At 40.1% G+C, this 26,505-nt stretch carries 27 protein-coding genes and 1 riboswitch; of the genes, 18 read left to right on the forward strand and 9 right to left on the reverse strand.

The window, feature by feature from the left end:
* Nucleotides 1–145 precede the first annotated feature (145 nt).
* Both ACZ9EE_RS30280 and ACZ9EE_RS30285 read right to left on the reverse strand, forming a co-directional pair.
* Entirely contained in the window at nucleotides 146–1,456 is a 1,311-nt protein-coding gene (locus ACZ9EE_RS30280) for a nucleobase:cation symporter-2 family protein (protein WP_476032300.1), read from the reverse strand.
* Complete coding sequence (locus tag ACZ9EE_RS30285; protein ID WP_476032301.1) at nucleotides 1,456–2,049, reverse strand: xanthine phosphoribosyltransferase; 594 nt, start codon at nucleotides 2,047–2,049, stop codon at nucleotides 1,456–1,458. Before ACZ9EE_RS30285 ends, ACZ9EE_RS30280 begins: the two co-directional genes overlap by 1 nt.
* Nucleotides 2,050–2,166: 117 nt before the next feature.
* Nucleotides 2,167–2,268, reverse strand: a riboswitch (purine riboswitch).
* A 210-nt stretch (nucleotides 2,269–2,478) separates the two neighbouring features.
* Here ACZ9EE_RS30285 and ACZ9EE_RS30290 point away from each other — a divergent pair.
* Together ACZ9EE_RS30290 and ACZ9EE_RS30295 are read left to right on the forward strand one after the other, a co-directional pair.
* Nucleotides 2,479–3,480 carry an NAD(P)H-dependent flavin oxidoreductase gene (locus ACZ9EE_RS30290; protein ID WP_476032303.1) on the forward strand — a complete coding sequence of 334 codons (1,002 nt, stop codon included), beginning with the start codon at nucleotides 2,479–2,481 and terminating at the stop codon, nucleotides 3,478–3,480.
* A 399-nt stretch (nucleotides 3,481–3,879) separates the two neighbouring features.
* Nucleotides 3,880–4,644, forward strand: coding sequence for a putative protein N(5)-glutamine methyltransferase (locus tag ACZ9EE_RS30295; RefSeq protein ID WP_476032304.1), 765 nt, complete (start codon nucleotides 3,880–3,882; stop codon nucleotides 4,642–4,644).
* A gap of 133 nt (nucleotides 4,645–4,777) precedes the next feature.
* Here ACZ9EE_RS30295 and ACZ9EE_RS30300 read toward each other — a convergent pair whose 3' ends face one another.
* On the reverse strand, nucleotides 4,778–5,086 hold the full coding sequence (locus tag ACZ9EE_RS30300) for a hypothetical protein (protein ID WP_476032306.1): 309 nt from the start codon (nucleotides 5,084–5,086) through the stop codon (nucleotides 4,778–4,780).
* Nucleotides 5,087–5,400: 314 nt separating this feature from the next.
* Here ACZ9EE_RS30300 and ACZ9EE_RS30305 point away from each other — a divergent pair, with 314 nt between their 5' ends.
* The 3 genes from ACZ9EE_RS30305 to ACZ9EE_RS30315 all read left to right on the forward strand — a co-directional run bounded on the left by ACZ9EE_RS30305 (nucleotide 5,401) and on the right by ACZ9EE_RS30315 (nucleotide 7,789).
* On the forward strand, nucleotides 5,401–6,591 hold the full coding sequence (locus tag ACZ9EE_RS30305) for a glycine C-acetyltransferase (RefSeq protein WP_476032308.1): 1,191 nt from the start codon (nucleotides 5,401–5,403) through the stop codon (nucleotides 6,589–6,591).
* A 91-nt stretch (nucleotides 6,592–6,682) separates the two neighbouring features.
* Nucleotides 6,683–7,627 (forward strand): L-threonine 3-dehydrogenase, encoded by a 945-nt coding sequence (locus tag ACZ9EE_RS30310; protein WP_476032310.1) that lies wholly within the window; start codon nucleotides 6,683–6,685, stop codon nucleotides 7,625–7,627.
* On the forward strand, nucleotides 7,628–7,789 hold the full coding sequence (locus ACZ9EE_RS30315) for a hypothetical protein (protein ID WP_476032311.1): 162 nt from the start codon (nucleotides 7,628–7,630) through the stop codon (nucleotides 7,787–7,789).
* A gap of 339 nt (nucleotides 7,790–8,128) precedes the next feature.
* On the opposite strand, the gene selD is transcribed toward ACZ9EE_RS30315, so the two are convergent.
* Nucleotides 8,129–9,184 carry a selenide, water dikinase SelD gene (gene selD, locus ACZ9EE_RS30320; RefSeq protein WP_476033158.1) on the reverse strand — a complete coding sequence of 352 codons (1,056 nt, stop codon included), beginning with the start codon at nucleotides 9,182–9,184 and terminating at the stop codon, nucleotides 8,129–8,131.
* A 140-nt stretch (nucleotides 9,185–9,324) separates the two neighbouring features.
* Between selD and ACZ9EE_RS30325 the strand changes: the two genes are divergently transcribed.
* Complete coding sequence (locus tag ACZ9EE_RS30325; protein WP_476032312.1) at nucleotides 9,325–9,564, forward strand: Rdx family protein; 240 nt, start codon at nucleotides 9,325–9,327, stop codon at nucleotides 9,562–9,564.
* Nucleotides 9,565–9,647: 83 nt separating this feature from the next.
* Here ACZ9EE_RS30325 and ACZ9EE_RS30330 read toward each other — a convergent pair whose 3' ends face one another.
* Nucleotides 9,648–10,043: an Hsp20/alpha crystallin family protein gene (locus ACZ9EE_RS30330; protein WP_476032313.1), complete on the reverse strand. Its 396-nt coding sequence runs from the start codon at nucleotides 10,041–10,043 to the stop codon at nucleotides 9,648–9,650.
* A gap of 189 nt (nucleotides 10,044–10,232) precedes the next feature.
* Here ACZ9EE_RS30330 and selA point away from each other — a divergent pair, with 189 nt between their 5' ends.
* Nucleotides 10,233–11,648: an L-seryl-tRNA(Sec) selenium transferase gene (gene selA, locus ACZ9EE_RS30335; protein ID WP_476032314.1), complete on the forward strand. Its 1,416-nt coding sequence runs from the start codon at nucleotides 10,233–10,235 to the stop codon at nucleotides 11,646–11,648.
* Nucleotides 11,649–11,735: 87 nt separating this feature from the next.
* Here selA and ACZ9EE_RS30340 read toward each other — a convergent pair whose 3' ends face one another.
* Nucleotides 11,736–11,876, reverse strand: a complete 141-nt coding sequence (locus ACZ9EE_RS30340) for a small acid-soluble spore protein P (protein WP_476033159.1) — start codon at nucleotides 11,874–11,876, stop codon at nucleotides 11,736–11,738.
* A 91-nt stretch (nucleotides 11,877–11,967) separates the two neighbouring features.
* On the opposite strand from ACZ9EE_RS30340, the gene ACZ9EE_RS30345 reads away from it, so the two are divergent.
* On the forward strand, nucleotides 11,968–12,258 hold the full coding sequence (locus tag ACZ9EE_RS30345) for a hypothetical protein (RefSeq protein WP_476032315.1): 291 nt from the start codon (nucleotides 11,968–11,970) through the stop codon (nucleotides 12,256–12,258).
* 38 nt (nucleotides 12,259–12,296) lie between these two features.
* On the opposite strand, the gene sspO is transcribed toward ACZ9EE_RS30345, so the two are convergent.
* Complete coding sequence (gene sspO / locus ACZ9EE_RS30350; protein WP_476032316.1) at nucleotides 12,297–12,449, reverse strand: small acid-soluble spore protein O; 153 nt, start codon at nucleotides 12,447–12,449, stop codon at nucleotides 12,297–12,299.
* Nucleotides 12,450–12,773: 324 nt separating this feature from the next.
* On the opposite strand from sspO, the gene acnA reads away from it, so the two are divergent.
* The 9 genes from acnA to ACZ9EE_RS30395 all read left to right on the forward strand — a co-directional run bounded on the left by acnA (nucleotide 12,774) and on the right by ACZ9EE_RS30395 (nucleotide 22,591).
* The gene (gene acnA / locus ACZ9EE_RS30355; protein ID WP_476032317.1) at nucleotides 12,774–15,479 is read left to right on the forward strand and encodes an aconitate hydratase AcnA; all 2,706 of its coding nucleotides are present in this window, start codon (nucleotides 12,774–12,776) and stop codon (nucleotides 15,477–15,479) included.
* 369 nt (nucleotides 15,480–15,848) lie between these two features.
* Complete coding sequence (gene abc-f / locus ACZ9EE_RS30360) at nucleotides 15,849–17,573, forward strand: ribosomal protection-like ABC-F family protein (protein ID WP_476032318.1); 1,725 nt, start codon at nucleotides 15,849–15,851, stop codon at nucleotides 17,571–17,573.
* Nucleotides 17,574–17,663: 90 nt separating this feature from the next.
* Nucleotides 17,664–18,200 carry a redoxin domain-containing protein gene (locus tag ACZ9EE_RS30365; protein WP_476032319.1) on the forward strand — a complete coding sequence of 179 codons (537 nt, stop codon included), beginning with the start codon at nucleotides 17,664–17,666 and terminating at the stop codon, nucleotides 18,198–18,200.
* A gap of 370 nt (nucleotides 18,201–18,570) precedes the next feature.
* Nucleotides 18,571–18,702 carry an FbpB family small basic protein gene (locus ACZ9EE_RS30370; protein WP_160723454.1) on the forward strand — a complete coding sequence of 44 codons (132 nt, stop codon included), beginning with the start codon at nucleotides 18,571–18,573 and terminating at the stop codon, nucleotides 18,700–18,702.
* Between the two features lie 65 nt (nucleotides 18,703–18,767).
* Nucleotides 18,768–18,911 carry an acid-soluble spore protein N gene (locus ACZ9EE_RS30375; protein WP_160723456.1) on the forward strand — a complete coding sequence of 48 codons (144 nt, stop codon included), beginning with the start codon at nucleotides 18,768–18,770 and terminating at the stop codon, nucleotides 18,909–18,911.
* A gap of 138 nt (nucleotides 18,912–19,049) precedes the next feature.
* The gene (tlp, locus tag ACZ9EE_RS30380; RefSeq protein WP_476032320.1) at nucleotides 19,050–19,277 is read left to right on the forward strand and encodes a small acid-soluble spore protein Tlp; all 228 of its coding nucleotides are present in this window, start codon (nucleotides 19,050–19,052) and stop codon (nucleotides 19,275–19,277) included.
* A 185-nt stretch (nucleotides 19,278–19,462) separates the two neighbouring features.
* Nucleotides 19,463–21,802 (forward strand): AAA family ATPase, encoded by a 2,340-nt coding sequence (locus ACZ9EE_RS30385; RefSeq protein WP_476032321.1) that lies wholly within the window; start codon nucleotides 19,463–19,465, stop codon nucleotides 21,800–21,802.
* Nucleotides 21,803–21,805: 3 nt separating this feature from the next.
* Nucleotides 21,806–22,252: an acyl-CoA thioesterase gene (locus tag ACZ9EE_RS30390; protein ID WP_476032322.1), complete on the forward strand. Its 447-nt coding sequence runs from the start codon at nucleotides 21,806–21,808 to the stop codon at nucleotides 22,250–22,252.
* A gap of 21 nt (nucleotides 22,253–22,273) precedes the next feature.
* A complete protein-coding gene (locus ACZ9EE_RS30395) occupies nucleotides 22,274–22,591 on the forward strand; it encodes a hypothetical protein (protein ID WP_476033160.1) in 318 nt (105 codons plus the stop codon).
* 27 nt (nucleotides 22,592–22,618) lie between these two features.
* Here the strand turns inward: ACZ9EE_RS30395 and ACZ9EE_RS30400 are convergent, their stop codons facing one another.
* Both ACZ9EE_RS30400 and plsY read right to left on the reverse strand, forming a co-directional pair.
* Nucleotides 22,619–23,773, reverse strand: coding sequence for a CapA family protein (locus ACZ9EE_RS30400; RefSeq protein WP_476032323.1), 1,155 nt, complete (start codon nucleotides 23,771–23,773; stop codon nucleotides 22,619–22,621).
* Nucleotides 23,774–24,227: 454 nt separating this feature from the next.
* A complete protein-coding gene (plsY, locus tag ACZ9EE_RS30405; protein WP_476032324.1) occupies nucleotides 24,228–24,827 on the reverse strand; it encodes a glycerol-3-phosphate 1-O-acyltransferase PlsY in 600 nt (199 codons plus the stop codon).
* Nucleotides 24,828–25,197: 370 nt separating this feature from the next.
* Here plsY and ACZ9EE_RS30410 point away from each other — a divergent pair, with 370 nt between their 5' ends.
* The gene (locus ACZ9EE_RS30410) at nucleotides 25,198–26,502 is read left to right on the forward strand and encodes a GGDEF domain-containing response regulator (RefSeq protein ID WP_476032325.1); all 1,305 of its coding nucleotides are present in this window, start codon (nucleotides 25,198–25,200) and stop codon (nucleotides 26,500–26,502) included.
* Nucleotides 26,503–26,505: the final 3 nt, after the last annotated feature.

A 26,505-nucleotide genomic window follows, 5' to 3' on the forward strand; every position in this document is an offset into this window, starting at 1 on the left:
AGGATATTGAACGACATTTACTTATTTTTTACGTTTTACGTTTTGCATAATGCACAAAATAAAACCACCAGTCGATTATGATTGGTGGTTGTTTTGATTTTCTTAATTTACCCCTACGTTTAACCTTCATTTACTATCCTACTTGTTATGCCACAGTTTGTTTTCTAGTGTTTACCGTTTGGCTTTGCTGCTTAGGTTTTGCAACATTGAAGATGATATTGAGGATAATAGCAGTTAAGCTTCCTGCAACAATTCCACTGTTTGTTAAAATTTTCACACTTTCCGGAAGGGCGTCAAATAAATTAGGAACCGCTGTAACTCCTAGACCAACCCCAACAGAGCAGGCGATGATTAACAGGTTCTCTTGGGATGTGAAATCCACTTTACTAAGCATTTTAATACCTGAAGCTATGACCATACCAAACATCGCGACCATCGCGCCGCCAAGAACTGAGGTAGGAATAACCGTTGTTAATGCGGCAATCTTTGGAACAAATCCAAGGAAAATTAAGATTCCAGCCATCGTGTAGATTACATTTTTCGACTTAACACCTGAAAACTGAACAAGGCCTACATTTTGTGAATAAGTCGTATAAGGGAAGGAGTTAAATAGGGCACCTACTATACTAGCAAGTCCTTCAGCACGGTATCCCTTTACTAAATCCTGTTGCGTTAATTTTCTTCCAGTAATATCACTTAAAGCAAAATACACACCAGATGATTCAATCAAGCTTACAATCGCCACAAGTGTCATTGTAATGATTGGAGCTAGTTCAAATGTTGGTGCAGCAAAGTGCAAGGGAGTGACCATGTGGAACCATGATGCTTCACCAACAGCCGAAAAATTCACTTTACCTAAAAGGGCCGCCACAATCGTACCTGCAATCAATCCTAGTAAAATGGAGATGGAACGAATAAAACCTGTAAAGAAACGATATAGAACAATGATGAATAATAAGGTACCAAAAGCAAGGCCAAGATTGGTTACTGAACCAAAATCGGGGCTTCCTTGTCCGCCGGCAACGTTATTCATGGCAACAGGAATGAGTGTAAGTCCAATAATGGTTACAACAGATCCGGTTACAACCGGAGGGAAGAAACGAACAAGCTTTCCAAAAAAAGAAGCAATTAAAATCACAATAATTCCGGAAATAAGGATTGATCCATAAATGGCCGATAGACCATACTGACCGCCAATCGCAATGATTGGGCCCACCGCCGTGAAGGTACAGCCGAGAACAATTGGAAGCCCAATCCCGAAATAACGATTTTGCCAGACTTGAAGAAGGGTAGCGATACCGCTAGTTAAAATATCGAGTGAAACTAAATAGGCTAATTGTTTACCGGAAAAATGAAGAGCTCCGCCGATAATTAATGGGACAATAACAGCCCCGGCGTACATTGCTAATACATGCTGAATTCCTAAAGACGCTGTTTTCCATGGACTTTGTTTCATTAGACTAATTCCTCCACTTTTTCATTGATAAATTGAACTTCCCCGTTTGCCAGGGAGGCGATCCTTGCTAATGATTCCACCCTTAATCCACGTTCTTTTAGTTTTTCTGATCCTTGCTGAAAAGCCTTTTCAATCACGATCCCAATTCCCAACACCTTAGCACCACTTTGTTCGACAATCTCAACTAATCCCAGCGCTGCTTGTCCATTTGCGAGGAAATCGTCAATAACCAAGATCCGGTCCTCTTCGTCTAAATATTTTTTCGAGATGGATATTTCGTTTGTTTCCTTTTTGGTAAACGAATGGACAGACGCAGTAAGCAGGTCATCTGTAAGGGTTAAAGATTTTCTTTTTCGAGCAAACACAACTGGCACATCCATATATAATCCAGCCATCACAGCAGGGGCGATACCAGAAGATTCAATCGTTACGATTTTCGTGATTCCTTCGTTAGCAAATCGTGCCGCAAATTCTTTTCCAATTTCATTCATTAGGACAGGGTCAATTTGATGGTTAAGAAACGAATCCACTTTTAAGACCTGATCAGACAGAACCCTTCCTTCCGAAATAATCTTTTCTTCTAGTAATCTCATAATGTTAAATCCCCCTTGAATAATAAAAAAAGCCCAATAGTCATCGCTCACACAGATATCCGAGTGAGGCAATGACCATTGGGCTTCTCAATTGCTTTAAGAAAAAAGCGCAATAGGCAAAATTCATTACCCACTCATAGTCGAATTGTTAACGGCAATCCGGTAGAAACTTGCGGGCCATATCCCCGCGATTATATGAGCGAAACTATCTATTAATATAATCACATTATATCAGGATAATAGGGGAAATCAATCCTTTTTTAGCAAAAAACGAACATTCATACAAAAAAATACGTCATCATTCGCTTATTGAAACCATTTTCATCCTATTAAGGGAAGGCTGAAATCTAAGATTGAATAGTCATTCAGTTTCGAGTACTATTAACATACAGATATTTAGTCAGAATATTCCAAATCAAGGAGGGGTTTATGTTGCAAAAATCAATACCTGAAAGCTGGTGGAACCAACTCCGGTTACCAGCTATTTCTGCACCGATGTTTTTAGTATCAGGCACCGAGTTAGTGAAGACGTGCTGTTTAAATGGAGTGATTGGCTCTTTTCCTGCACCAAATGCAAGACCAATTGAAGTGCTAGATCAGTGGATGGGACAGTTAAATGAAGACTTGGCTGAGGCACTGGCAGCTGACCCGAATCGAAAGATTGCTCCCTGGGCTATGAATATGGTGGTACATAGCTCTTACAGCCGTCTGCAGGATGAACTTAACTTAATTAAAAAACATAAACCACAGTTAGTCATTACCTCTTTGGGAAGTCCGAAGCACGTCGTTGAGATTGTGCATGAATACGGAGGACTTGTTTTTTCAGATGTAAGCGATTTAAAATTTGCTAAAAAAGCAGCCGAGGCGGGTGTAGATGGTCTAATCCTCGTGGCAAGCGGTGCTGGCGGCCATGCCGGACAACTTAATAGCTTTGCGTTTGTTGATATGGTGCGGTCATTTTGGGATGGACTCATCATTCTTGCTGGCGCTATTTCCACTGGAAAAGGCATTTTAGCAGCGCAAGCGGCAGGGGCCGACCTTGCTTATATGGGAACACGTTTCATTGTGGCTACCGAGAGTATGGCTAATGATGACTATAGAGAAATGCTCGTTGAGGCAACACAAGAGGATTTGATCTTAACGGATGCATTCTCCGGCGTAAAGGCAAACATGCTCATCCCAAGTATTAAAAAAGCGGGGCTTGACCCGGGCCGATTAGTTAAGAAAGACCAAGTGAATTTTGACGATATGCAAAAAGAAACAAATGCCAAGGCATGGAAGGATATATGGTCTGCCGGCCATGGAGTCGGCGCAATTGATCGGATTGAATCCGCGGCAGATATTATTAACCGGTTAGAATTGGAATACAAACAAGCCTTGGAAAAGATTAATAGCTCTGCTGGTAAATTATCGAGTGTAAGTGTGAATTAATGCCTCCCTGCAGTCAATCGGATATCTAATTACCTCCTAACGTGAAAGAAGTGAACGGCCGTTAACCTGTTGGCTAACCATGATTTTAACAGAAGAAATGGGACCCAATAATTTAATATCGAGTTCAGTTGACGACCGGAAACGTTAATAATGTATAGGAAAATGACTATCAAAATGTATGTCAATTTGATAGTCATTTTTTATTGTAAATAGCAATTTTCTTAGTAATTTCTTTGAAATTTGTACTAAATGTAAAGGTTGTGAAAATTTGCACTTACCTAACGAATCAGGTTTGTGGAGAAGGACTTTTCTAATTTTTATCGAACTACCTTTCATTACGGTTAAAAAGATTGGGTGATAATAATAGGAAAGCAAAATAAAAGTTATATTGATGACCAAATGAAAAAAAGTATAATCAAGAGACTTCAGACCTCCGGTTGTGTTTTCGCAGAAGAAGAGGCTCAGCTTCTTATTTCTGAGGCACAGTCATTGGATGCTCTCTCCACGATGGTCAATCTACGAATAACGGGTACCCCCCTTGAACATATCCTCGGTTGGGCGGAGTTCTGCGGAATCAGGATAGCAGTAGACCCAGGAGTCTTCGTTCCCCGACCCCGTACTGAGTTTCTCGTCAAAATGGCAGTTGCTTTCTCTATACCTGGAGCCACAGTCGTTGACCTTTGCTGCGGTACTGGCGCGGTGGGTGTCGCGATAGCCAAAGCTCTGGGCTGGATTAGCTTGTATGCAATCGATATCGACCCAACCGCGGTGCGCTGTGCCCTCCGCAATGTTACTAGCCTAGGTGGTCTCGTATATGAAGGTGACCTCTATAAGCCATTACCGGCCATACTGCGTGGGAAAGTCGACATTCTTGTAGCAAACGTACCTTATGTACCTACCGAAGCAATCAAGCTGCTTCCGCAGGATGCACGTCTACATGAACCGAAGGTAGCGCTTGACGGGGGAGATGATGGACTTGACATTCAGCGAAGAGTGGCAGAAGAAGCATCTCTCTGGCTGGCTTCGGGAGGGCATCTATTAGTAGAGACGAGCGAATTGCAGGCACCTCAGACCTGTGAAATCTTTACCCAATACGGACTAATACCCCAGTTGACACATTATGTTGAACTGGACGCTACTGTCGTAATTGGAACAAAACCCTAAAATAAATATAAGAAATGGCTCAGTATAGTGAACTGAGCCATTTTAATTTTAATAGCAAAAACAGATACAAAACACGGTACAAATACGGTTCCATTTTCGGGTTTTGTGATAGGAAAGGGAATCTGTTTATAATTTAAACGGTTCTTTTTTTCTGTTTCTTTTTAGTTTCCTTCTTCGCAACAATATTGACCACTTTATAACCTGGTTTTAATTTAACTTTTTTGCTGCCGTTTTCTAATGTAACTTGGTACAGGGTATATTTTCGGGGTTCCACTTCTAACCGATCAATTTTCTTGATCGTTTCTTTACGGAAATGTTTATGAATCTTTTTTATTTGTTTTTCCGGTTTCTCGCCGTAAAAGACATCATAGGCATAAATAAAAATATAAATAAACACAGCACCGATGACAATGTAATAGAGGGCGGAAGTTAAAGCAGCCATGTTAGACATCCTTTCTAAGAAGCAGGTGTAAATAGTTCAAAGTGTATTATAACGAAAAACATATTATTTAGAAATGATTAGTTTGACTGCAGGAATAAGATATAGAAAGAAATATCCTCATTTTAACCTGGGCACACTATTATTATTAAATGAAACTGTCCATTTGCAGTGAACAAATCATGGAATATATGTTAAAATAAACAGTAGAAATCCTTACATATCGCTAATTCAATATCTTTTTGTGTCCATACCAGGAGGACGATTGTTTTTTGTTAATGACAAAACCAACTTCAATTATTAAGGGGGAACATTTTGTGTCTAGTCATATTTTAGAAACTTTTTTAAATGAAAATCTTGAAGATTTAAAGGGTAAAGGCTTATATAATGTCATCGATCCACTCGAAAGTCCAAATGGACCACTCATAACCATCAATGGGAAGCAATTAATTAATCTATCGTCTAACAATTATTTAGGTTTAGCAACAGATGAAAGACTTAAAGAGGCTGCTAAAGATGCCATTGAGAAATATGGTGTCGGCGCAGGGGCCGTTCGGACTATCAATGGAACGCTTAAACTACATGTTGAGCTCGAGGAAAAGTTAGCCGAATTTAAACATACAGAGGCAGCAATTGCTTACCAATCAGGCTTCAATTGTAATATGGCAGCCATTTCTGCTGTGATGGATGCCAATGATGCGATCCTTTCAGATGAATTAAATCATGCCTCGATTATTGACGGCTGCAGGCTTTCTAAAGCAAAAATTATTCGTGTAAAACACTCTGATATGGAAGATCTGCGTACGAAAGCAAAAGAAGCTAAAGAATCAGGTCAATATAACAAAATTATGGTTATTACAGACGGTGTTTTTTCGATGGATGGTGATATTGCGCTGTTACCAGAAATTGTTAAGATTGCCGAGGAATTTGATTTAATTACTTATGTAGATGATGCACATGGATCTGGTGTCCTTGGGGAAGGAGCAGGAACCGTTAAGCATTTTGGTCTATCCGATAAAATTGATTTTCAAATTGGGACCTTATCAAAGGCAATTGGTGTAGTCGGCGGGTATGTGGCTGGTAAGAAAAATCTAATAGACTGGTTGAAGGTTCGGAGCCGCCCGTTTCTTTTTTCCACTTCCTTAACGCCTGCGGATGTGGCTGCATGTAAAAGGTCGATCGAGATCTTAATGGAAAGCACGGACCTTAACAAAACGCTATGGGAAAATGGCGATTATCTCAAAAAGGGATTAAAGGAATTAGGCTTCAATATTGGCAATAGCGAAACCCCGATTACACCATGTATCATTGGGGACGAGTCGCTGACACAGCAATTTAGTAAACGGCTGAATGAGGAAGGAGTTTATGCAAAAGCGATCGTATTCCCAACCGTAGCAAAGGGTACGGGTCGAGTCCGCAATATGCCGACTGCTGCCCATACGAAGGAAATGCTTGATCAAGCCATTGCCATTTATAAAAAAGTCGGCACGGAAATGGGCGTCATTTAGCCGTTAATATAGACACTCTACACAATTAAGTAACGTATCCATAAAATAAATAGAAATATTCAGCATAAGTGAAGAGGACGGAGAAACGACGATGAAGCGTATTTTAATCACAGGTGCATTAGGGCAAATTGGATCAGAATTAACATTAAAGTTAAGGGAGATCTACGGAGCAGATCAGGTCATTGCTACAGATATCAAGAAGAATGATAGTGAAGCAGCGCAGAGTGGCCCCTTTGAAACCGTAGATGTAACTGATTTAAAGAAAATGATGGAGACAGCCCAAAAATACAAGGTGGATACAATTATGCATTTAGCAGCACTGCTTTCTGCAACTGCCGAGGCAAAACCTGTATTTGCTTGGAATTTGAATATGGGCGGGCTAATGAATGCCCTTGAAACAGCAAGGGAGCTAAAAACCCAATTTTTCACGCCTAGCTCGATTGGTGCGTTTGGACCGTCTACACCTAAAAATAATACTCCACAGGATACGATTATGCGCCCGACTACTATGTATGGGGTCAATAAGGTTGCCGGAGAATTGCTTGCCGATTACTATTATCATAAATTTGGCGTCGATACACGCGGATTGCGTTTCCCCGGACTAATCTCACATGTTGCGCTCCCAGGCGGGGGAACAACGGACTATGCGGTTGAGATTTACTATCAAGCGGTTAAGAATGGTAAGTATGCTTCTTATATTGATAAAGGGACCTTTATGGATATGATGTACATGCCGGACGCATTGCACGCGATTATTGACTTAATGGAAGCCGACGCCTCCAGACTTAAGCACCGTAACGCTTTTAATGTGACAGCAATGAGCTTTGCACCGGAGGATATTGCAGCCAGTATCGGGAAAATTATCCCTGGGTTTGAGATGTCCTATAAGGTAGATCCTGAGCGGCAAAGGATTGCAGAAAGCTGGCCAGATTCGATTGATGCCAGTGCTGCAAGGGAAGAGTGGGGCTTTAAATATGAGTACGATTTGGATAAAATGACGCAGGATATGATTGAGAAGCTGCGGGAGAAATTGTAGATGATCGAACCTGAGCCAAAATGGCCAGGTTTTTTTATCGTGTTTGGCTCTATTTTTGATTTCACGGATATCTTTACAAATAAACACATCCAGATAAATTGTCCAACAGAGTTAACTCTATTGGACAATTTATCTGGACTATTATGGGGAACTGTCTTATAAAAGGGTTCTATTGGACAATCATCTTAAGTCTTACTGCTTAACTGTCCAATAGAACGCTTCTATTAGACAAATACAATGGCTAGAAAGAAAATTTGTCCTATAGACCATGCCCTAATGGACAAATTCCTGGTTTTATCAGGAAATCTGTCGATTAGAAAGATTCTATTAGACATTTTCCTTGAGTTTCACTGCACCATTGCCCAATAGACTTTACTGTATACAGATTCTAAGCCCTATCTACTTATCTTTTTTAGAAACACCATAAAAAAGCCTGTCAATCGACAGGCTTTCTTCCTTTATTATCTTGTAAACGCAGCAGGTACCCAGCCGTCTACAGTGTTATCTTTTAACATAAATATATTTTTCTTGTTTCTCCAACACACGACCAACGATTGCTGCTTGGCCAACGCCGCTTGCATGCAGCTGGTCTATATACTTTCTCGCTTCCATTTCGTCCATCGAAACCAGCAAGCCCCCGGATGTGATCGCATCACAAAGAACAAGCTGCTCTTCCGATGAAATATCCTGATACACGGTATCATTACTAATCCATTTATGATTAGACTTTGACCCGCCAGGAACAACGCCATTCTTCGCTAACTCTACAGCACCTTCTAAAATGGGCACCTGACTTAGGTGGATTTCAAAGCTGACATCACTGCCGCGTGCCATTTCGCTGCCATGTCCAAGCAAACCAAAGCCGGTTACATCGGTAACAGCATGTGGTTGATAATTGGTCAAAACTTCAGCTGCCGTCTTATTAAGCATTGCCATTGTTTCCGTAACCAGCTGTTCCTGCTCTTCGGTTACCGTAGATCGTTTAATACCGGTTGTTAGAATACCAACTCCAATTGGTTTGGTTAAGACTAACACATCCCCCGGTTTGGCACCGACGTTTTTCCAAACCTTATCGGGATGGACGATTCCCGTTACAGATAGGCCAAACTTAGGTTCCTGGTCATCGATGGAGTGACCGCCTACTGTAATCGCGCCAGCTTCTTTAACTTTATCGGCTGCTCCGCGAAGGATATCGGAAAGCATTTCAGCTCCAAGCTTCTTAATCGGAAAGCCGACAATATTCATGACTGTTTTCGGCTGTCCGCCCATCGCATAAACGTCACTTAATGCATTGGCTGCCGTAATCTGACCGAACATATAGGGGTCGTCGACAATCGGCGTAAAGTAGTCAACTGTTTGTATGAGAGCAATGGAGTCCGTTAACTTATAAACCCCAGCATCGTCCGATGTATCAAGCCCCACAAGTAATTCAGGGACAGGTTCTTGTTTCGGTAATTGACGCAAAACTTGCGCCAGGTCCTCAGGACCAATTTTGCAGCCTCAACCTGCTTTTGTCGAAAAAGAGGTTAGGCGAATCTTCTCTTGTTCACTCAACATGTCCACCTCCATTTTCATAGTATACCTCTTTCCGTGTGAATCCGCACGAATCATGCAGAACATTTGCAGACCGCAGGGGGATACGATAAAATATTTTTACTATCTAGATATAGGAAAATCGAAATATAGGGGGTGAAATCATGAAAAATTACCATGTAGTGGTAGAATTTTGTATGCAATGAAACTACGCACCTAAAGCTGCGAGTTTCGCAGAAGAGCTATTTAACCATTTTTATCGGGATATACAAAAGTTAGAAATGATTCCAAGTTCAGGCGGTGCGTTTGAAGTGACCGTCAATGGCGAAAAGATCTATTCTAAGCTTGATACAGGAGTATTCCCAGATACAGAAGAAATCATCGAAATCATCAAGACCAAATAACAAAAGGCCCATAAAAAGGGCCTCTTTTAATTTACATAATCATATTATGTTAACTGGATGAGAAAAAAATTCACCTTATCGATCTAAGGTAAGGTAATATATCTATTTTTTCCTGATCCTTTTTTGGTTTTAGAGATAAAAATCTCTAGGATACCATTTGTAAAAACAGCTGATATATCCTGTTCGTTGATATAAAATGGAAACTCGATTGAACGTGACCGTTGATAATGGGGTTGGTAAAGGGGGGGGTTGCTTGCCGAAATGGTTAATTTTTTCTCTTGTATATAAATTCGTAAATCTGATGCTTCAAAATCACTTAAGATCGCTTCAACAATCCACTCTTGATCGGTCTCGAACAGGTCAATTTGAAACTGGGTTTGGTCGTAATAAGAAGTAAGCGGATCTAAAAAATAGTTTTCAAGCCACTTTTCCACTAAAGCAAAATCAAAGGTTTGATTTTGTGGATGTTTTTTCTTCATTTTTAATCCCCCTTGCTCGTTCATTTTATTCCAGTCAACCTTAAAATGTGAACCGGTTATGATATAATAGGAAAAGAAATTTTGCCGGTGGACGAGCCGCGAAAAGGCGAAGGCTGGCGGCTAAATTGCATTTGTATCATACGAAAAAGTTAAACAGCCCACAGCTAGGTAAGAGAAGGAGTTTTTATCGTGAAAGAATGGTTACGTTCATTACCAGCCATCCATGAGCTTCAGAACCATGAGAGTTTTTCCAAACTATCTAACGAAATTCAACTTGATCATTCACTGCTGACCAAGCATTTAAAAGAAGTACTTGATCAAATCAGGGAATCCATCCAAACAGGCAAATGGCAAGGCGCCATACCTGGAACAGATAAATTTACTTTTGAGTTGTTTCAAATCCTTGAAGAGAATATTCAAAAGCAATACACTTATACGATCGAAAAAGTCATCAATGCCACAGGCACGATTTTACATACGAACCTCGGAAGGGCAAGGCTTAGTGAGAATGCGATAACACATGTGCTGGAAACGGCAAGAAATTACTCCAATCTTGAATATCGCTTGAAGGAAGGAGAAAGGGGCTCACGTCATAGTCATGTTGAAGCGCTCATTAGAGAAATTACTGGTGCTGAAGCCGCAATGGTCGTTAACAATAATGCCGCGGCTGTTTATCTAGTATTAAGGGCACTAGCTAAAAATAAAGAGGTCATTGTTTCCCGTGGACAGCTTGTTGAGATCGGCGGGTCCTTTCGCATATCGTCCATAATGGAGGAAAGCGGTGCCACCCTTAAAGAGGTCGGGACGACAAATAAAACCCATTTGTATGACTATGAAAAGGCAATCTCACCAGATACTGCTGTCATCATGAAGGTTCATACCAGTAATTTTAAAGTTATTGGCTTTACTAAATCAGTTGAAACAGACGAACTCGTACAGTTAACGAAAAGGCAAGAGAATGTAATCTTTTATGAGGATCTTGGCAGCGGTGCCCTGTATGACTTTAGAAAGCATGGTATTGGTGATGAGCCTGTTGTTAGAGAAGTCATCGATATGGGGGCGGATATAGTAACCTTTAGTGGAGATAAGCTCCTAGGAGGACCGCAGGCAGGAATTATTGCCGGCAAAAAAGATATTATTGATCAATTGAAAAAACACCAATTAGCCAGAGTGGTTCGGGTGGATAAAATGACTTTGGCTGCTCTGGAAGGGACATTAATTGATTATGCCCGAGGGGGTACCTCGCTTAAGAATATCCCAACCATTCGTGATATATTAGTTTCTATTCATCAATTAGACGAAAGAGCACAATTATTCGTTACAAAATTATTACAAAAAACGAGTCATTTTCAAGCTGCGATTTTTCAGGACTCAAGCCAAGTCGGCGGGGGAACCATGCCGGATGTCTTACTGCCAACGATGATCATTGCCTTAAAGCATGATTCGCTAACCGCAGAACAGATCGGCAGAAAATTACGAACGGAAACAAAACCTGCGATTGTTGCTCGTATCCAAAAGGATGAATTTATTATTGATCTCAGGACCGTTTCTGTTGAAGAAGAAGACTTATTGTTAGATGCCTTAATAGGTATCAATTCTAAATAATCGATAACGAAGGAAGCGCCATAACTGAGAATAAGGGCGCTTCCATTTTTCATGTATAGTTGCAGCGCCTAGGGGCTGCAACTTTTTTTACATATCGTGTCCAGGGTTATGATTATTACGTGAGTGGTTACGGTTCTTAACTTTATGAGAACCACTCAGTGGCTCCGGCTGTCCGGATTGTTTTGGAGCATTTTTACGCATATCTTTTCCATCATTTTTGTTTACCATCATTCATCCCTCCTATCTGTTAGGATGCAGTCAATAAGTGTTTTTATGCTGAATAAATTTTATTGTTCTGTGCAATTTAACGGTATATAAAATGAAGGAGTGGATTAGAAAAATGCAAAAATATCCTTATCATAAAGACAAACAACATGCTTTTCAAGCAGCACAGCAAGGATACGAAAACGCTCAAGGTTTATATGAGACAATTGTTAGTGACAGCGCCAGCTATGGCCATCAGCTTAAGCATTTAAAGGATGAAGTGAATGAGGCTTACCAGCAGATTGAAAATGCCCTAGAGGTGGCTTCAGAACACCAGAAAGCACAATTAGAACGTTTTCAGCAAGATCTTCAAGCGATGGTATCAGAAGTTAATCAAGAAGACTAAAAAAGCAGGAGGGAGATCCTCCTGCTTTACTAATGATGTCATTGATTCTTTTTTCGTTTTTTATTGTTCATTCTCTCTTTTGCGGTTAGTTCTGGCTCACTGGCATATTCCTCATTAAAGCCTGCGCCTTTTCCTTGACCTTTTGCCGCATTCATACCTGGAATTACATGATTAGACTTACGTTTTACCATGCCAATCACCTCCTGTCATTTAATATTTCCTCCTTTACTTAATTAATGACAAAATAAAAGTTTTTTGCGATAATATTAGCGAAAGAACATTTTCCTAAAATTCTAAATTCACTCATATATAGTTGAGATTCACAAAATATTCTGAACAAAATACATAAAAAGCATAAGAAAAACTTATCAATCACAATAACTTTCTTGTTATTTACTTATGTAAAAGGTTGTATTAAGATAAGAATTGTGAGAAAAGTGAAGATGAATGGGAAAATTCAAACTTTCAAGACTTTTCGTTTAATTTTAGAAAACAACGAACAGGGGGATTTACACATGGTAAAAAACGATGTATTTAACGCCCGTTCTTCCTTCGAAGCTAACGGTAAACGTTACCACTACTACCGTTTAAATGCTTTGGAAGAAGCAGGCATTGGCAATGTATCCAAGTTGCCTTACTCTGTGAAAGTATTACTTGAATCTGTACTTCGCCAATACGATGGCCGCGTAATCGCAAAAGAGCATGTTGAAAACTTAGCAAAATGGGGAACTGCTGAGCTAAAAGAAGTGGATGTTCCATTTAAGCCGGCACGTGTTATCCTTCAAGACTTTACTGGTGTTCCAGCAGTGGTTGACCTTGCTTCATTAAGAAAAGCAATGGCTGACCTTGGCGGAGACCCAGACAGAATTAATCCTGAGAAAACTGTCGATCTTGTTATCGACCACTCTGTCCAAGTTGATGCATATGGATCTTCTGATTCTTTAAAAATCAACATGGATTATGAATTCGAACGTAATGCTGAACGTTACCAGTTCTTAAGCTGGGCACAAAAATCATTTAACAACTATCGTGCTGTTCCGCCTGCAACAGGAATCGTACACCAAGTAAACCTTGAGTACTTGGCAGATGTTGTACATGTTGCTGAGGTAGATGGCGAACTAGAAACATATCCTGATACATTAGTAGGAACTGACTCTCATACAACGATGATCAACGGTCTTGGCGTACTTGGCTGGGGCGTTGGCGGTATCGAAGCAGAAGCTGGCATGCTTGGACAGCCTTCCTACTTCCCTGTACCAGAAGTTGTTGGTGTTAAGTTAACTGGAGAACTTCCTAACGGTGCAACGGCAACTGACCTTGCATTAAAAGTTACTCAAGTACTTCGTAAACATGGTGTGGTAGGCAAATTCGTTGAGTATTTCGGACCTGGGGTGCCTTCATTACCACTTGCTGACCGTGCAACAATTGCTAACATGGCGCCTGAATACGGTGCAACTTGTGGATTCTTTGCGATTGACGACGAGTCGCTTGCTTATATGCGTTTAACTGGACGTGACGAAGAGCAAGTTAAGGTTGTTGAAGAGTATTGCAAAGCAAACGGCTTATTCTTTGATCCTTCTTTTGAACCTGTATATACAGATGTTATTGAAATTGACCTTGCAGAGATTGAAGCAAACCTTTCCGGACCTAAACGTCCTCAAGATTTAATTCCTCTTTCCCAAATGAAAGGAGAATTTGTCAAGGCTGTTTCTGCTCCACAAGGAAACCAAGGCTTCGGCTTACAAACCGATGAGCTTGAAAAGTCGGCAGTGGTTAAATTTAATAATGGCGATGAAGCTACAATTAAAACGGGTGCAGTTGCGATTGCATCGATCACTAGCTGTACAAATACATCCAACCCATATGTTCTAGTTGGTGCAGGTCTTGTTGCGAAAAAGGCTGTTGAACTCGGAATGGAAGTGCCAAAATTCGTTAAAACTTCTTTAGCACCTGGTTCTAAAGTTGTAACAGGTTACCTGCGTGACTCTGGCTTACTTCCATACCTAGAGCAAATCGGCTTTAACCTAGTAGGTTATGGTTGTACTACATGTATCGGTAACTCCGGTCCATTAAAAGAAGAAATTGAAAAAACAATTGCGGAAAACGATCTTTTAGTTACTTCTGTTCTTTCAGGTAACCGTAACTTCGAAGGACGTATTCACCCGCTTGTAAAAGCTAACTACCTTGCTTCACCACCATTAGTTGTTGCTTATGCCCTTGCTGGTACAGTAAACATCGACTTTGCTTCTGAAGCACTCGGTAAAGATAAAGATGGCAACGATGTATTCTTCAAGGATATTTGGCCATCAACAGCTGAGGTAAATGATGTAGTAAAACGCACTGTTACTCCAGAATTATTCCGCAGAGAATACGAGAATGTTTTCGGCGACAACGAGCGATGGAACCAAATCAAAACTAGCAATGAGCCATTATATGCTTGGGATGAAGATTCCACATACATTGCGAACCCGCCATTCTTTGAAGGCTTATCACCTGAGCCAGGTACTGTTGAACCTTTAGCAGGACTTCGTGTTGTTGGTAAGTTTGGCGATTCTGTTACAACTGACCATATCTCACCTGCAGGAGCAATCGGTAAAAATACTCCAGCTGGTAAGTATTTATTAGAAAAAGGCGTGCAGCCTCGCGACTTTAACTCTTATGGTTCTCGCCGTGGTAACCATGAAGTGATGATGCGCGGAACATTTGCAAACATTCGTATTCGTAACCAAATCGCACCAGGTACAGAAGGCGGCTTCACTACTTACTGGCCAACAGGCGAAGTTACTTCTATCTACGATGCTTGTATGAAATACAAAGCTGATGGAACGGGATTAATGGTTCTTGCCGGTAAAGATTACGGAATGGGCTCTTCACGTGACTGGGCTGCTAAAGGTACAAACCTTCTTGGCATTAAAACGGTTCTTGCTGAAAGCTTTGAGCGTATCCACCGTTCTAACCTTGTGTTAATGGGCGTACTTCCACTTCAATTCAAAGAAGGCGACAACGCTGAATCAATTGGTTTAACTGGAAAAGAAACTTTCGAAGTCCACGTAGATGAAAATGTAAAACCACGTGATCTATTAAAGGTTACAGCTACGGACGAAGCTGGCAACAAGAAAGAATTCGAAGTTCTTGTTCGTTTTGACTCTGAAGTTGAAATTGATTACTACCGTCACGGCGGAATCCTGCAAATGGTTCTACGTGAAAAATTACAAGCTTAATTAGAAAGTGAAAGCGCCTAGGTGCTGTAGCTATTTTCTAATTACTATACTTAACACCATGTCTAAATAGGCATGGTGTTTTTATGTTAAGGATTGACAAAATTAGCTCTCGTTAAATACAATGGAACTATCAAACGTAAGGGAATGAACAAAGGGCCGATGAAATTTTAATCTTATTTTTCAGCACATTTTTTCGAATATGAAAAAGTTGAACCTGAAGAATAGGATGAGTCTGTCCTTTTTTATGTCCTGATCGTTTATACCGAAATCACCCTAACCTGAAATAGGTTTATTTGGTGTTTAAATTTTTGGTATGGAACTTATATGACATAAAACTCTCTTTCAGGTTCAAATGAAGGGAGTTTTTTTATGCTTACAAATCAAAAAGTAGTGTTAAGAGTAAAGAATTTAAATAAAAGTTTTCATTTAAGCAAGATTCTTGAAAATCTCCAATTTGACATTAAAATGGCCGATCGAATTGGACTCGTTGGTAGTAATGGCTCAGGGAAAACAACCCTGGCCAAACTCCTGCTTGGAAAACTAAGTCCCGATTCGGGAACGATTGAAATCGCCGATCATTTAAAAATAGGTTACTTGTCACAGTCGATTGATTATGAGGTGAATGAATTCAGTCAGATACCTTCAAATGCGGATAGGGACCTATATCACTATACAAAGGAGTTAGGCCTAGACAAAGCGTATGACTGGAACCCTGAACGACTTCAGCATTTGAGTGGAGGAGAAAAACTGAAACTGGCTCTTTCTAACATCTGGGCATCAAAGCCTGACCTATTAATCTTGGATGAACCAACCAATCATTTAGATTTTAAAGGTATAAACTGGCTTGTATCCGAAATAGAAAGGTTTGCTGGCGCTGTCTTCATCATCTCTCATGACCGCCATTTCCTAGATCAAGCGATAACCCAAATAGTGGAATTAGAAAACAGCAGGATTCATTTTTATAATGGAAACTACAGCTATTATTTGCTCGAAAAACAAAAAAGGATCGAGAGCCAACAACATGAGTATAACGTCCAACAGCGTCAGATCGAAAGGGTGGAATCGCAAATGCAGCAATTAAAGTCCTGGTCTGAAAAAGCGCACCGAGATTCAACCCAGAATGGCTCTGGGCCGACCAAAAGGCAGAATGGCTTCAAAGAATATCACCGCGTCAAGGCGAAAAAACGAGACAGCCAAATCAAATCCAAAATTAAACGATTAGAAAGTGAATTAGCTAAAAAGAGGATTGAAAAGCCGGCCGAAGAAGCAACTGTGAAATTCCAGTTCGATGCAAGCGGGAAAAGGGGAAAACGGATCATCGAGGCAAAGAATTTGGCAATAGGTTTTACGGATCGCGTCCTTTTTAAGGATTCACAGTTCTACATTAGCCACGGCGAGCGAATTGGCTTACTAGGCGATAACGGCTGTGGGAAAACTACCTTAATCAAGATCATATTAGGTGAAGAAACCCGCTTTAAAGGCGAGATTTGGAAAAGTGATTCCCTTAAAATTGCTTATTTAAGTCAGGATGTGGACGATCTGCCTGCCGATAAAACGGCGTTAGAAGTTCTCGGGTATACAGAGCGTGAAGACATCTATAAAGCCAGAACGTTGTTGGCTAACTTAGGTCTTAAAGAACAACATATCATCAAGCCAATTAGCACCCTAAGTCTAGGCGAACGAACGAGGGTGAAACTGACTGATATCTTGATGAAAGAATATGATGTGCTGATTCTTGATGAACCAACCAATCATCTTGACTTACCAAGCAGAGAGCAGCTTGAAAGTACTTTATCGGCGTTTACTGGCTCGATCATTACCGTATCCCATGATTATTATTTTTTAAATAAACTTTGTGATCGTCTGCTTGTGTTTGATGGTCAGAAAGTTAAACGGGTCGAAAAGAAACCAGATGAATATTTAAATCCTGTTAAGCAGCCAGAAACTAGCGAAGAAGCATTATTAATTATTGAAAATAAGATTGCCGTTATTTTAGGAAAATTATCGATGATGGATCAAAAGGATCCCCAATATTCGTCCTTAGACCAAGAATTTAACCTTCTTCTTAAACAAAAAAAGGAAATAAAAAAATAATTTGTCACAACTTTGGCATACAGTTACTTTGTTTCAACTGAGTTTATAGTGTAAAATCGTTATAGCAGAAGAAACAAAGGAGGATCCGGGATGATTAAAAAAGTGATTGCCGCTGTAGTACTCGTTAGTTTACTGACAGTAGCGATTGTTCAAGCCATGGATAAGAAGACTGAAACTCCGGAAACGGCAACCGAAGTATCGGCAGCAAAAGAAGGACTTTCCATCGGAGCTGCAGCACCTAATTTTGAATTGAAAACGTTAACCGGGGATACTGTAAGGCTCTCGGACTTAAAAGGAAAAAAAGTGATGCTAAATTTCTGGGCAACGTGGTGCCCGCCCTGTAAAGCTGAGATGCCGGAAATGGAGCAGTTTTCTAAACAAATTAGCGATGATACCGTTATATTAGCGGTCAATATCGACCCGCAATTAGATGTAAAAGGATTTGTAAATGAAAATAAAATCACTTTTCCCATCCCTCTAGATGCAGACGACAAAGTAAATGAAGCGTATCAAATTCTGTCTATCCCGACGACCTATTTTATTAACAGTAAAGGGATCATTCAGAACAAATATACTGGTGCAATGAAGCTTGCGACCATGAAAAAATATACGCAGCAATTGAATTAAAAAGAGGCTGACCCAAAAGGTTGTTGATAAATAATTTTAGCAAACTCTGTTGATTGGAGCGGAAGGCGCGAAGACTCCTGCGGGAGTACGGGACAGGGGAGACCCCGCAGGAGCGAAGCGACGAGGAGGCTCCCCGTACCGCCCGCGGAAAGCGAAGTGCCTGGAGCGGAATCAACAGACTAGTTTAATGTTTAAAAAAGAAGGTGACTAAAAGTAATACTTTTGGTAGACCTTCTTTTTTTTGTTTGTTTTTTGAACTTTTTCTTGCGAAAAGGTTCCACCTTTCTTAAAATTTTCAAAAAGTTGTAATAATTGCAACCGTTTCTGGGAATAATAGCTGTTAGAATAAGTAATAAGGATGGTGAAACCAATGAGAAAACCTAGAAAACGTTCATTCGCAGAACTTGTGCTTGAAAATAAATCACAACTATTAAAAGATCGTGCTGCTATGGAAAAAATTGAGCAGCGGTTAGAAGAAAAGCGCCTCGGTAAAGCAGAATAATCACATTTGTTTCCAATCATGCTTCGCCTCCTTATGGGTAAAATGTTAGTAAGGGGGGATTGGACATGGGTAATCCAAAAAAACATTTTCAAGCTTACACACCGAGCCATTTAGGCACTCAACCTAGAGGCTTTAGTGGCAATAATGGAAAGAAAATGAATGATACTTCCGGGAAGCATGCTCAGGTGATTCAAACTAAAGGTGAATAATTTTGACATTTATAAGACCCATCAGACTTAGGCCTGATGGGTCTTTTTGTTTGAAGTTACCATCGAATCCTGTGATAAATTTTGCATCTCGTTACAAACTATATTTGTACCAAATACACCTTGAGGAGGAATTTGACGATGACTTATAACAACAAACCAAATCCTGATGACCGCAGTGATAACGTTGAAAAACTTCAATCAATGATTACCAATACTATTGAAAATATGGAAGCGGCCGAAGAATCAATTGCTTTTACAGATAGTGAAACACAAAGACAGCAAATCCAAGCAAAGAATGATCGCAGACGGGAGAGCATCGAATCTTTCCGTTCTGAAGTAAAAGATGAGGCAAACAACCAAGGCTAAAAGCAATGCTCTGTAGGACCTGTTCACAAACTGAACAGGTCCTTTTTCCGAGCTATTACCAGTGACTAGTCAACTTGGTAAAGGGAGGCTTCCACCATTTTAAGACCTCTTATTTTATCTGGGGTAATTTATTATGATAAGATAGTGAGTAAAACCTAGCAACAAGAATTTTAAATAGAAGAGTGATGATTTTGAATCAATTGGAAAACAATCGTTCTTCTTCCTACGAGTGGATTCAATCGTGGGAGAAAGAGCTGAATGATACAGGTGTGATTTTAGATGAGGCCAAGTTACTAACGGCCATTCGTCAAGAAACGAATCCTGTTATATTATCAAAACTATTAACGCTTGGGGCTTTATCGAGACTTCACGATCATAAAGACGATTCCATTGCGACCGTTTGGTTAGATAAGGCTTTAAAGTTAGATCCCCATAACCAAAAAGCAAAAGAATTTGCTGTTCAATCGGATTGGAAGAAGATGGAGGAACTTTTAACACCGCTGACATTCCCTTCCATACGGGAAACCGATAATCGCACTGCTAAAAAGAAAACAGCGGAAGAATATATTGACATCTGTCAACGATTTTTAGCGGAAGCGGATGAACAACTCCATGAATTACAACAAATGATTGATACTGCGGCCAAAATGGATATAAAAGACCTTTTACACCAGTATGAAAAACTGGCCGAACTACTTTCCACTTCAATTGAGGAGACGGGGAGCTTATTAAAGGCCGCTGAGGAATACAACCAATCCATTACAGGTGTTTTCCATACCTCAACCTATTATGATGATTTAAAGCTGCATATGGCCAACTTAGAAGAAATCAAACAGACTTGGAAGCAGCAATTTGTTGGTGAAGAAGAGACGTCCTCTGCTGTCACAGAGAATGCCTTGGATCAGCTGCAAAACATGATTGGGATGGATTTAGTAAAAAAACGAGTGAATGACTTTTACCGTTTTTTGAAGTACCAAAAGCAACGGAAGGAACTAGGCTTTCAAATTAAAGATGAGCTTAGTCTTAACATGATTCTAACCGGTAATCCCGGGACGGGAAAGACCACCCTGGCTAGATTATTAGCGAAGATTTATCACGAGCTCGGGGCTTTGCCAAGGGAGGAAGTCATTGAAACCAATCGCTCACAGCTAGTGGGTTCCTTTGTCGGGCAAACAGAAGAAAATGTTCGTTCTATTGTGGAACGCTCGATTGGCGGCGTGTTATTTATTGATGAAGCCTATAGCTTAAAACGTGAGGGGCAAACAGGAAACGATTATGGACAAGCTGCCATCGATACGCTTGTTTCGTTAATGACAAGCAGTGAATACGGCGGTAAATTCGCAGTTATATTAGCTGGCTATCCAGATGAAATGCGTTCCTTTTTAAATGCGAATCCTGGATTACGGAGCCGGTTCCCACAATCAAACTTTATTCATCTTCCAAATTACTCGAATGAAGAATTAATTCAGATTGCTGAGCTCGTGGCAGCCGAAAATGATTATCTCCTGACAGAGGATTCGAAGATTGAAATTGATCACCGCCTCGAAAAAGAACGGGTTGATGATACATTTGGCAATGCTAGAACTGTCCACAATATTGTTATAGATGCGATTTTTAAAAAAGGGGCAGACAACCATACCGCGGATGGAGATATCTTAGATATGATGCTCCTAGACCGGGAAGACTTTCAAACCGAGAAAGAGACTATTACTCAATCACCACAGGAACAGCTCAACCAATTAATTGGCTTGGATTCCTTAAAGGTCGAGCTAAAGACCCTTATTTCATTCGTGAAAATGCAGCAATTCCGCAGATCAAGGGGTCTCCCTACCGTACCGATTCAGCTGCATGCTGTTTTTACCGGAAACCCCGGTACAGGGAAAACAACGGTAGCAAAAATCTATGCGGAGTTTTTAAAGGAATGCGGTATTTTAAAAAGAGGCCATCTGATTGTCGCGAGTCGGGCTGATTTTGTGGCTGGATATGTTGGGCAGACAGCTGGGAAAACGAAGCAAAAAATTAAGGAAGCCTTGGGCGGGGTTCTTTTCATTGATGAGGCATATTCCTTAATCAGTCAAACTTCCGGTGATTTTGGCAAAGAAGTCATCGATACCCTTGTTGATGAAATGACCAAGCAAAATGAAAATGTAGTGGTCGTTTTAGCTGGATACCCAAATGAAATGAACCAATTATTAGAAAGCAATCCGGGACTGCGTTCCCGTTTTAAAAAGTTCTTCCTTTTTCCGGACTATTCAAATGAAGAATTGCTTGAAATTATGGTCAATTATGCGGGTAAGTTTCAATATCAGCTTACAGAAGATGCGAAGAACCTATTGCTTGAAACAATGGAGGCCGAAACATATAAAGGGAATGGCCGATTTGCGACCAATTTAGTCGATGATATGATTCAGGCACAAGCTTTACGGTTAATGGGTGAAGTGGAGGAAGAGGATCTTTTAGAAAAAGCGATGTACCTTGAAGTGGAAGATGTCGAAAAAGCACTCGGAAAGACTTCAGGTTATTGACGAATGAAAGGAACGTTTATGGTGGAAAACTATTTTGTCTCGACACGGGAAATTCAGCTGTATTATGCGGATACGGATATGATGGGCGTGATTTATCATGCCAACTATTTAAAATTTTTCGAGCTTGGCCGGACTGGTTTTATCGAGGATCTTGGTTATAGTTATCTGGCTATGGAGGAATCGGGTTACTTTGCTCCAGTCTATGATATCCAAATCACCTATAAGAAACCATTAAGATATGGGGACAAAGCCTTTGTAAAGACCTGGGTATCCTTAAATGATGGCATTAAGACCATTTATTCTTATACCATTTTAAATGGTGATGACGAGGTTTGTGCGGAAGGAACCTCGACCCACATTATTGTGAAAAAGGATAATTTTAAGCCAACTTCTTTTAAACGAGCTTTTCCGGAATGGTATTTAAAATACGAGGAAATTAAGAAGAAATAACTCCTTTGTGAGGTGATGATGTTGGCGTTTGGAATCAAAAGACGAGAGTTAATCGAATGGAAAAAGAAAATTGACCAGGGTGAAATTGCGTTTTTAACTCATTATTGGCTGGATGACCGCTTTCCTGATAGTAACACAGTCACCAAGGTTGGCTGTCTTGACCTCGATCAATTAGCTGCTTGGGGTAAAAGGTATGGATTAAGGAAAGAGTGGATCCATCATCGCAAGGATGGTTACTCCCATTTTGATTTATTGGGGGAACGGCAAAGAGAAATTTTACTAAATGAAGGCTTGTCCGAACAGCTTTGGCAAAAAGAAAAAGGCACTCCTGAGATATAATCATTTCAAGTGTGCCTTTTTCTCTTCTTATTTTAGCCATTGGGTCATATGCTGCTCTATTTCATTATATTTAGATCCGGCGTTTAATAAGCCATAGGCTCCGGCCTTATCTAACGGAACGATTTGAAAGCTTTTGTTTTTTTGGCTGGTTACATACGTTGGTGTGAAGGTGGGATTTGATAGGGCAACCTTACTGCCTTTTTCGGTAATTTGTTTGTTGATATCAATGGTCGCTAATCCACCGATATCCCTGTAATTTCCGTGCTGACCAGAGATAAAATTCCCTAATGAATAGATAACAAATGACTTTCTGCCATCCTTTGTCTTGATCCATTCCATCGGCTGCAAGACATGTGGATGGGAACCCAAAATAATATCGACCCCTTCATTAGCCAAAAACTGAGCCAATTCCCTTTGGGCATTCGTGGGGATGCGTTGATATTCGTTCCCCCAATGAAGGCTCATCACCACCACATCTGCCTGTGTTTTTGCCCGAGCTATTTCGGCTTTCATGACATCTTTATTGATTAGATTGACAAGATAGTCTTTTCCCTTTGGAAGTGGAATTCCGTTTGTTCCGTATGTATAAGCTAAAAAGGCAAGCTTAATTCCATTTTTATCGATCAATCGTAGTTTTTGACGGTCAGCCGCATTAATAAAACTACCGACATGTGGTAACCCAATCTGATCTAAATAGGCTGATTCTGAATGAATCCCTTTTTCTCCTTTATCTAAGGAGTGATTATTAGCGGTCGAGACGATATCAACTCCAGTATCGAGCAGTGCATTCGCGACCTGATGCGGACTATTGAACCTCGGATAACCGGAGAGGCCCATTTCCAGCCCGCCTAACATACTTTCTTGATTAGCGGATAATATATCTGGTTTCTCCATTAGGGGTTTTACTTGTTCAAAGATAGGGTCAAAATTATAATCAGCTCCATTAAAGGCATCTTGGTATACCGGTTGGTGAATAAGGATATCACCAACTGCCCCTAAGGTGATCTTTTCAGTCAGTAGAAAATCTCGATGCCCATTAAATAAGGGACGTAACGAAAGGTTTTGGGTACGATAAATTTTTTCCTGAGTGCCAGACTGTCTTTGTTGAATGAAGAGAATAGCGGCAATGACGATACAGCCAATGATAATTAAAATAGAAGGTAAAACGGCCTTTTTCTTCATAAAATCTCCTTATGTAATCATACTCGAGCAAATGGTTTTTGATCTCTATAATCTTACTATATTATATTTAAGGATGTTTTTAAAATTATTCATAACCATTTTTAACAAAAAGGGTGGAAAGGAATAGGAATGTTTAAGCTAACAGAAAGTGCGTACCTTAAATTAACCGCAATCATCAATCAAGAGAAAAATTCAAAAGATGAGCAGCTTTACCTGCGTTTAACGATGGGGATTGGCTGAGGCGGTCCCAAATTAAATCTGTCTCTGGAAGAGCGGAAGATTGAGGGAGATCGTACATTCGAATTTAACGATCTGACCGTGATTATTCATGAAAAAGATATGGTATACTTCAACCACACGAAACTAGATTATGTTCAAGATGTACTTGGCAATAAACGGTTTCAACTATTGAGCATATAACAAAAAAATGGCTATAAAGAGACGATTTGTCCCTTTATAGCCATTTAATTTTTGGTTCTGTTTTATTGATGATTCTTTTAATATTTGCGCGGTGGCGGAAAATAACAAACGTTGCTAAAAATAACACCACGATTAGTAAAGGGATGTCCCAATTGTGCACAAGTCCTGATATGATGGCAAATAAAACAGCAGTAATACCTGCAATCATCGATGAGAGGGATACATATTTGGATATGTATAAACTAATAAAGAAGACCACTATTACCGTCAAAAACATATACGGCGCTGCAAATAGTACGATTCCTCCAGATGTTGCAACGGCTTTCCCGCCCCGAAATCCAGCAAAGATCGGATAGGTATGTCCCACAACAGCAAATATCCCAGCCAATAATGGATTTATATCAAGATGGAAGATCACAGGCAGTGCGGCGGCTAGTGTGCCCTTCAGAATATCAGCAAGTGTGACGGCTAATCCTGCTTTTACACCAAGCGTTCGAAACGTGTTCGTACCGCCTAAATTCCCACTTCCGTGCTCACGGATATCGACTTTGTAGAATGTTTTGCCAACAATTAGCCCAGATGGAATGGAGCCAAGTAAATAGGCAAGGATCAAGACTAAGATAATTTGAATCATGAATAATTTCTCCTTCAATAAAAAATCCAGTTCCTCTATTTTACCATGGATTTCCGAAAAAACACTATTCCTTTTGATGATAAGTTTAAAAGAGTAGGAAAAAAAGATAGTGAAAATAGTACTTTCAGCCTGCTTTTAAAAGTGGGATTTCCTTATTAAGTCTAAAGTAAGAACAATTAAAGACAATTTTATTACAAATCAATGGAGAATTTAGCAACCCTACGTTAAGGCGATTGAATGCAGGAAAAGGTGAATTTATAATTGTGAATAAATCGTATGATTAACAAAAGAATTGGCCTTTTCGACGGGGTAAAGCGTCGGTTTTCTTACATAATGTGATTTATTAACTGATAAAAGAGGTGATGGTCGAATGGCGAGAAGCGTGCTGCAATATCTTAAATACCAATACCCGGATATACGAGTTTTATATGTTGAAGATGAAACATTTTCCCGCGAAAAACTGCTTCGGGTTTTAAATCGCCGGTTTGCCCATATCCATGTTGCTATTGATGGCGTGGAGGGATTACAACTCTATCAAAAATACAAACCGGATTTAATTATTGCTGATATCAAAATGAACCAAATGAGCGGATTAGAGATGATTAAAAAAATCAGGGAACTAAACGAAAAGGTCCAAGTCATTGTCACCACCGCTCATGATGATAATGATTTTTTTGTCCAATCGATTGAAAACAATGTCAATCATTTTATCTTAAAACCAATTGATCTTGATTTGCTGTTACAAGCAATTCAAAAATCTGTTTACCAGATTCAATTAGAAAAAGAACTTGAAAAACAAAAGAATCTGACCCGGACGATTCTTGATTTCCAAGATAATCTCATTTTCGTGATTGAAAACGGAGAGATTGTTGAATGGAATCAAGCATTTACTAGTGTAACAGGGATTGGCATTCATAAGAATCATCCCGCGTGTTATCAAAGTCAGTTTCTTTCCAGTTTTTTTGTCGAGGATCCGCACTATTTTTATCCCAAGGATAAAGGGCGTTGGATAGAAGATTTTTCAGCTACTGGGAAAAATTCAGCAAAAGTCCGCTGGAAAGGTCCTCTAGGAAATGATTATAACTATGTAATGAAAGCAGGGCCGATTCCAGGCACAAAACAACTCTTATTTGTGCTGACAGATATAACAGATTTAGAGAAAGAAAGCCGGGATAAGGACCATTTAGCGATGCTGGACCCATTGACAAGCAGTTATACAAGGCAGAAGTTCAAGGAAATTTTGGCCGGCGAAATGAGACGTGCCGAGCGATTTGATCGGTCCTTTTCACTTATTTTAATGGATATTGATTTCTTCCAAACTCTTAACAACCAATTTGGTCCTACAGCAGGGGATAAAGTGTTAATTACGGCTTCTACCATTGTCCAGCAGCGGATTCGTGAGTGTGACATGTTTGCACGTTGGGGAGGCGAGGAATTCATCCTGCTTGTTCCTGAAACAGATGGGAATAAAGCAGTGTTACTGGCTGAATCGATCCGGTCGATTATTGAACAATATCATTTTCTCACGATTGGCCAGGTTACCTGCAGCTTTGGGGTTGCAGAATTTGCTCAGGGTAAAACAAAAGGTGAATTGCTGGCAGAACTCGACCGAGCGCTTACCACTTCAAAAAATAATGGACGAAACTGTGTATCATTATACACCAAAGAAGAGTAAGGA

The organism is Bacillus sp. URHA0034 (genome assembly GCF_056280405.1).

What these genes read in the sequence shown, in the direction of transcription:
- ACZ9EE_RS30280 (WP_476032300.1), bottom strand. Translation starts at nt 1,456, where the DNA reads ATGAAACAAAGTCCATGGAAAACAGCGTCTTTAGGAATTCAGCATGTA.
- ACZ9EE_RS30285 (WP_476032301.1), bottom strand. Translation starts at nt 2,049, where the DNA reads ATGAGATTACTAGAAGAAAAGATTATTTCGGAAGGAAGGGTTCTGTCT.
- ACZ9EE_RS30290 (WP_476032303.1), top strand. Translation starts at nt 2,479, where the DNA reads ATGTTGCAAAAATCAATACCTGAAAGCTGGTGGAACCAACTCCGGTTA.
- ACZ9EE_RS30295 (WP_476032304.1), top strand. Translation starts at nt 3,880, where the DNA reads ATGAAAAAAAGTATAATCAAGAGACTTCAGACCTCCGGTTGTGTTTTC.
- ACZ9EE_RS30300 (WP_476032306.1), bottom strand. Translation starts at nt 5,086, where the DNA reads ATGGCTGCTTTAACTTCCGCCCTCTATTACATTGTCATCGGTGCTGTG.
- ACZ9EE_RS30310 (WP_476032310.1), top strand. Translation starts at nt 6,683, where the DNA reads ATGAAGCGTATTTTAATCACAGGTGCATTAGGGCAAATTGGATCAGAA.
- ACZ9EE_RS30315 (WP_476032311.1), top strand. Translation starts at nt 7,628, where the DNA reads ATGATCGAACCTGAGCCAAAATGGCCAGGTTTTTTTATCGTGTTTGGC.
- ACZ9EE_RS30330 (WP_476032313.1), bottom strand. Translation starts at nt 10,043, where the DNA reads ATGAAGAAAAAACATCCACAAAATCAAACCTTTGATTTTGCTTTAGTG.
- ACZ9EE_RS30340 (WP_476033159.1), bottom strand. Translation starts at nt 11,876, where the DNA reads ATGGTAAACAAAAATGATGGAAAAGATATGCGTAAAAATGCTCCAAAA.
- ACZ9EE_RS30345 (WP_476032315.1), top strand. Translation starts at nt 11,968, where the DNA reads ATGAAGGAGTGGATTAGAAAAATGCAAAAATATCCTTATCATAAAGAC.
- sspO (WP_476032316.1), bottom strand. Translation starts at nt 12,449, where the DNA reads ATGGTAAAACGTAAGTCTAATCATGTAATTCCAGGTATGAATGCGGCA.
- acnA (WP_476032317.1), top strand. Translation starts at nt 12,774, where the DNA reads ATGGTAAAAAACGATGTATTTAACGCCCGTTCTTCCTTCGAAGCTAAC.
- abc-f (WP_476032318.1), top strand. Translation starts at nt 15,849, where the DNA reads ATGCTTACAAATCAAAAAGTAGTGTTAAGAGTAAAGAATTTAAATAAA.
- ACZ9EE_RS30365 (WP_476032319.1), top strand. Translation starts at nt 17,664, where the DNA reads ATGATTAAAAAAGTGATTGCCGCTGTAGTACTCGTTAGTTTACTGACA.
- ACZ9EE_RS30370 (WP_160723454.1), top strand. Translation starts at nt 18,571, where the DNA reads ATGAGAAAACCTAGAAAACGTTCATTCGCAGAACTTGTGCTTGAAAAT.
- ACZ9EE_RS30375 (WP_160723456.1), top strand. Translation starts at nt 18,768, where the DNA reads ATGGGTAATCCAAAAAAACATTTTCAAGCTTACACACCGAGCCATTTA.
- tlp (WP_476032320.1), top strand. Translation starts at nt 19,050, where the DNA reads ATGACTTATAACAACAAACCAAATCCTGATGACCGCAGTGATAACGTT.
- ACZ9EE_RS30385 (WP_476032321.1), top strand. Translation starts at nt 19,463, where the DNA reads ATGATTTTGAATCAATTGGAAAACAATCGTTCTTCTTCCTACGAGTGG.
- ACZ9EE_RS30390 (WP_476032322.1), top strand. Translation starts at nt 21,806, where the DNA reads ATGAAAGGAACGTTTATGGTGGAAAACTATTTTGTCTCGACACGGGAA.
- ACZ9EE_RS30400 (WP_476032323.1), bottom strand. Translation starts at nt 23,773, where the DNA reads ATGAAGAAAAAGGCCGTTTTACCTTCTATTTTAATTATCATTGGCTGT.
- plsY (WP_476032324.1), bottom strand. Translation starts at nt 24,827, where the DNA reads ATGATTCAAATTATCTTAGTCTTGATCCTTGCCTATTTACTTGGCTCC.
- ACZ9EE_RS30410 (WP_476032325.1), top strand. Translation starts at nt 25,198, where the DNA reads ATGGCGAGAAGCGTGCTGCAATATCTTAAATACCAATACCCGGATATA.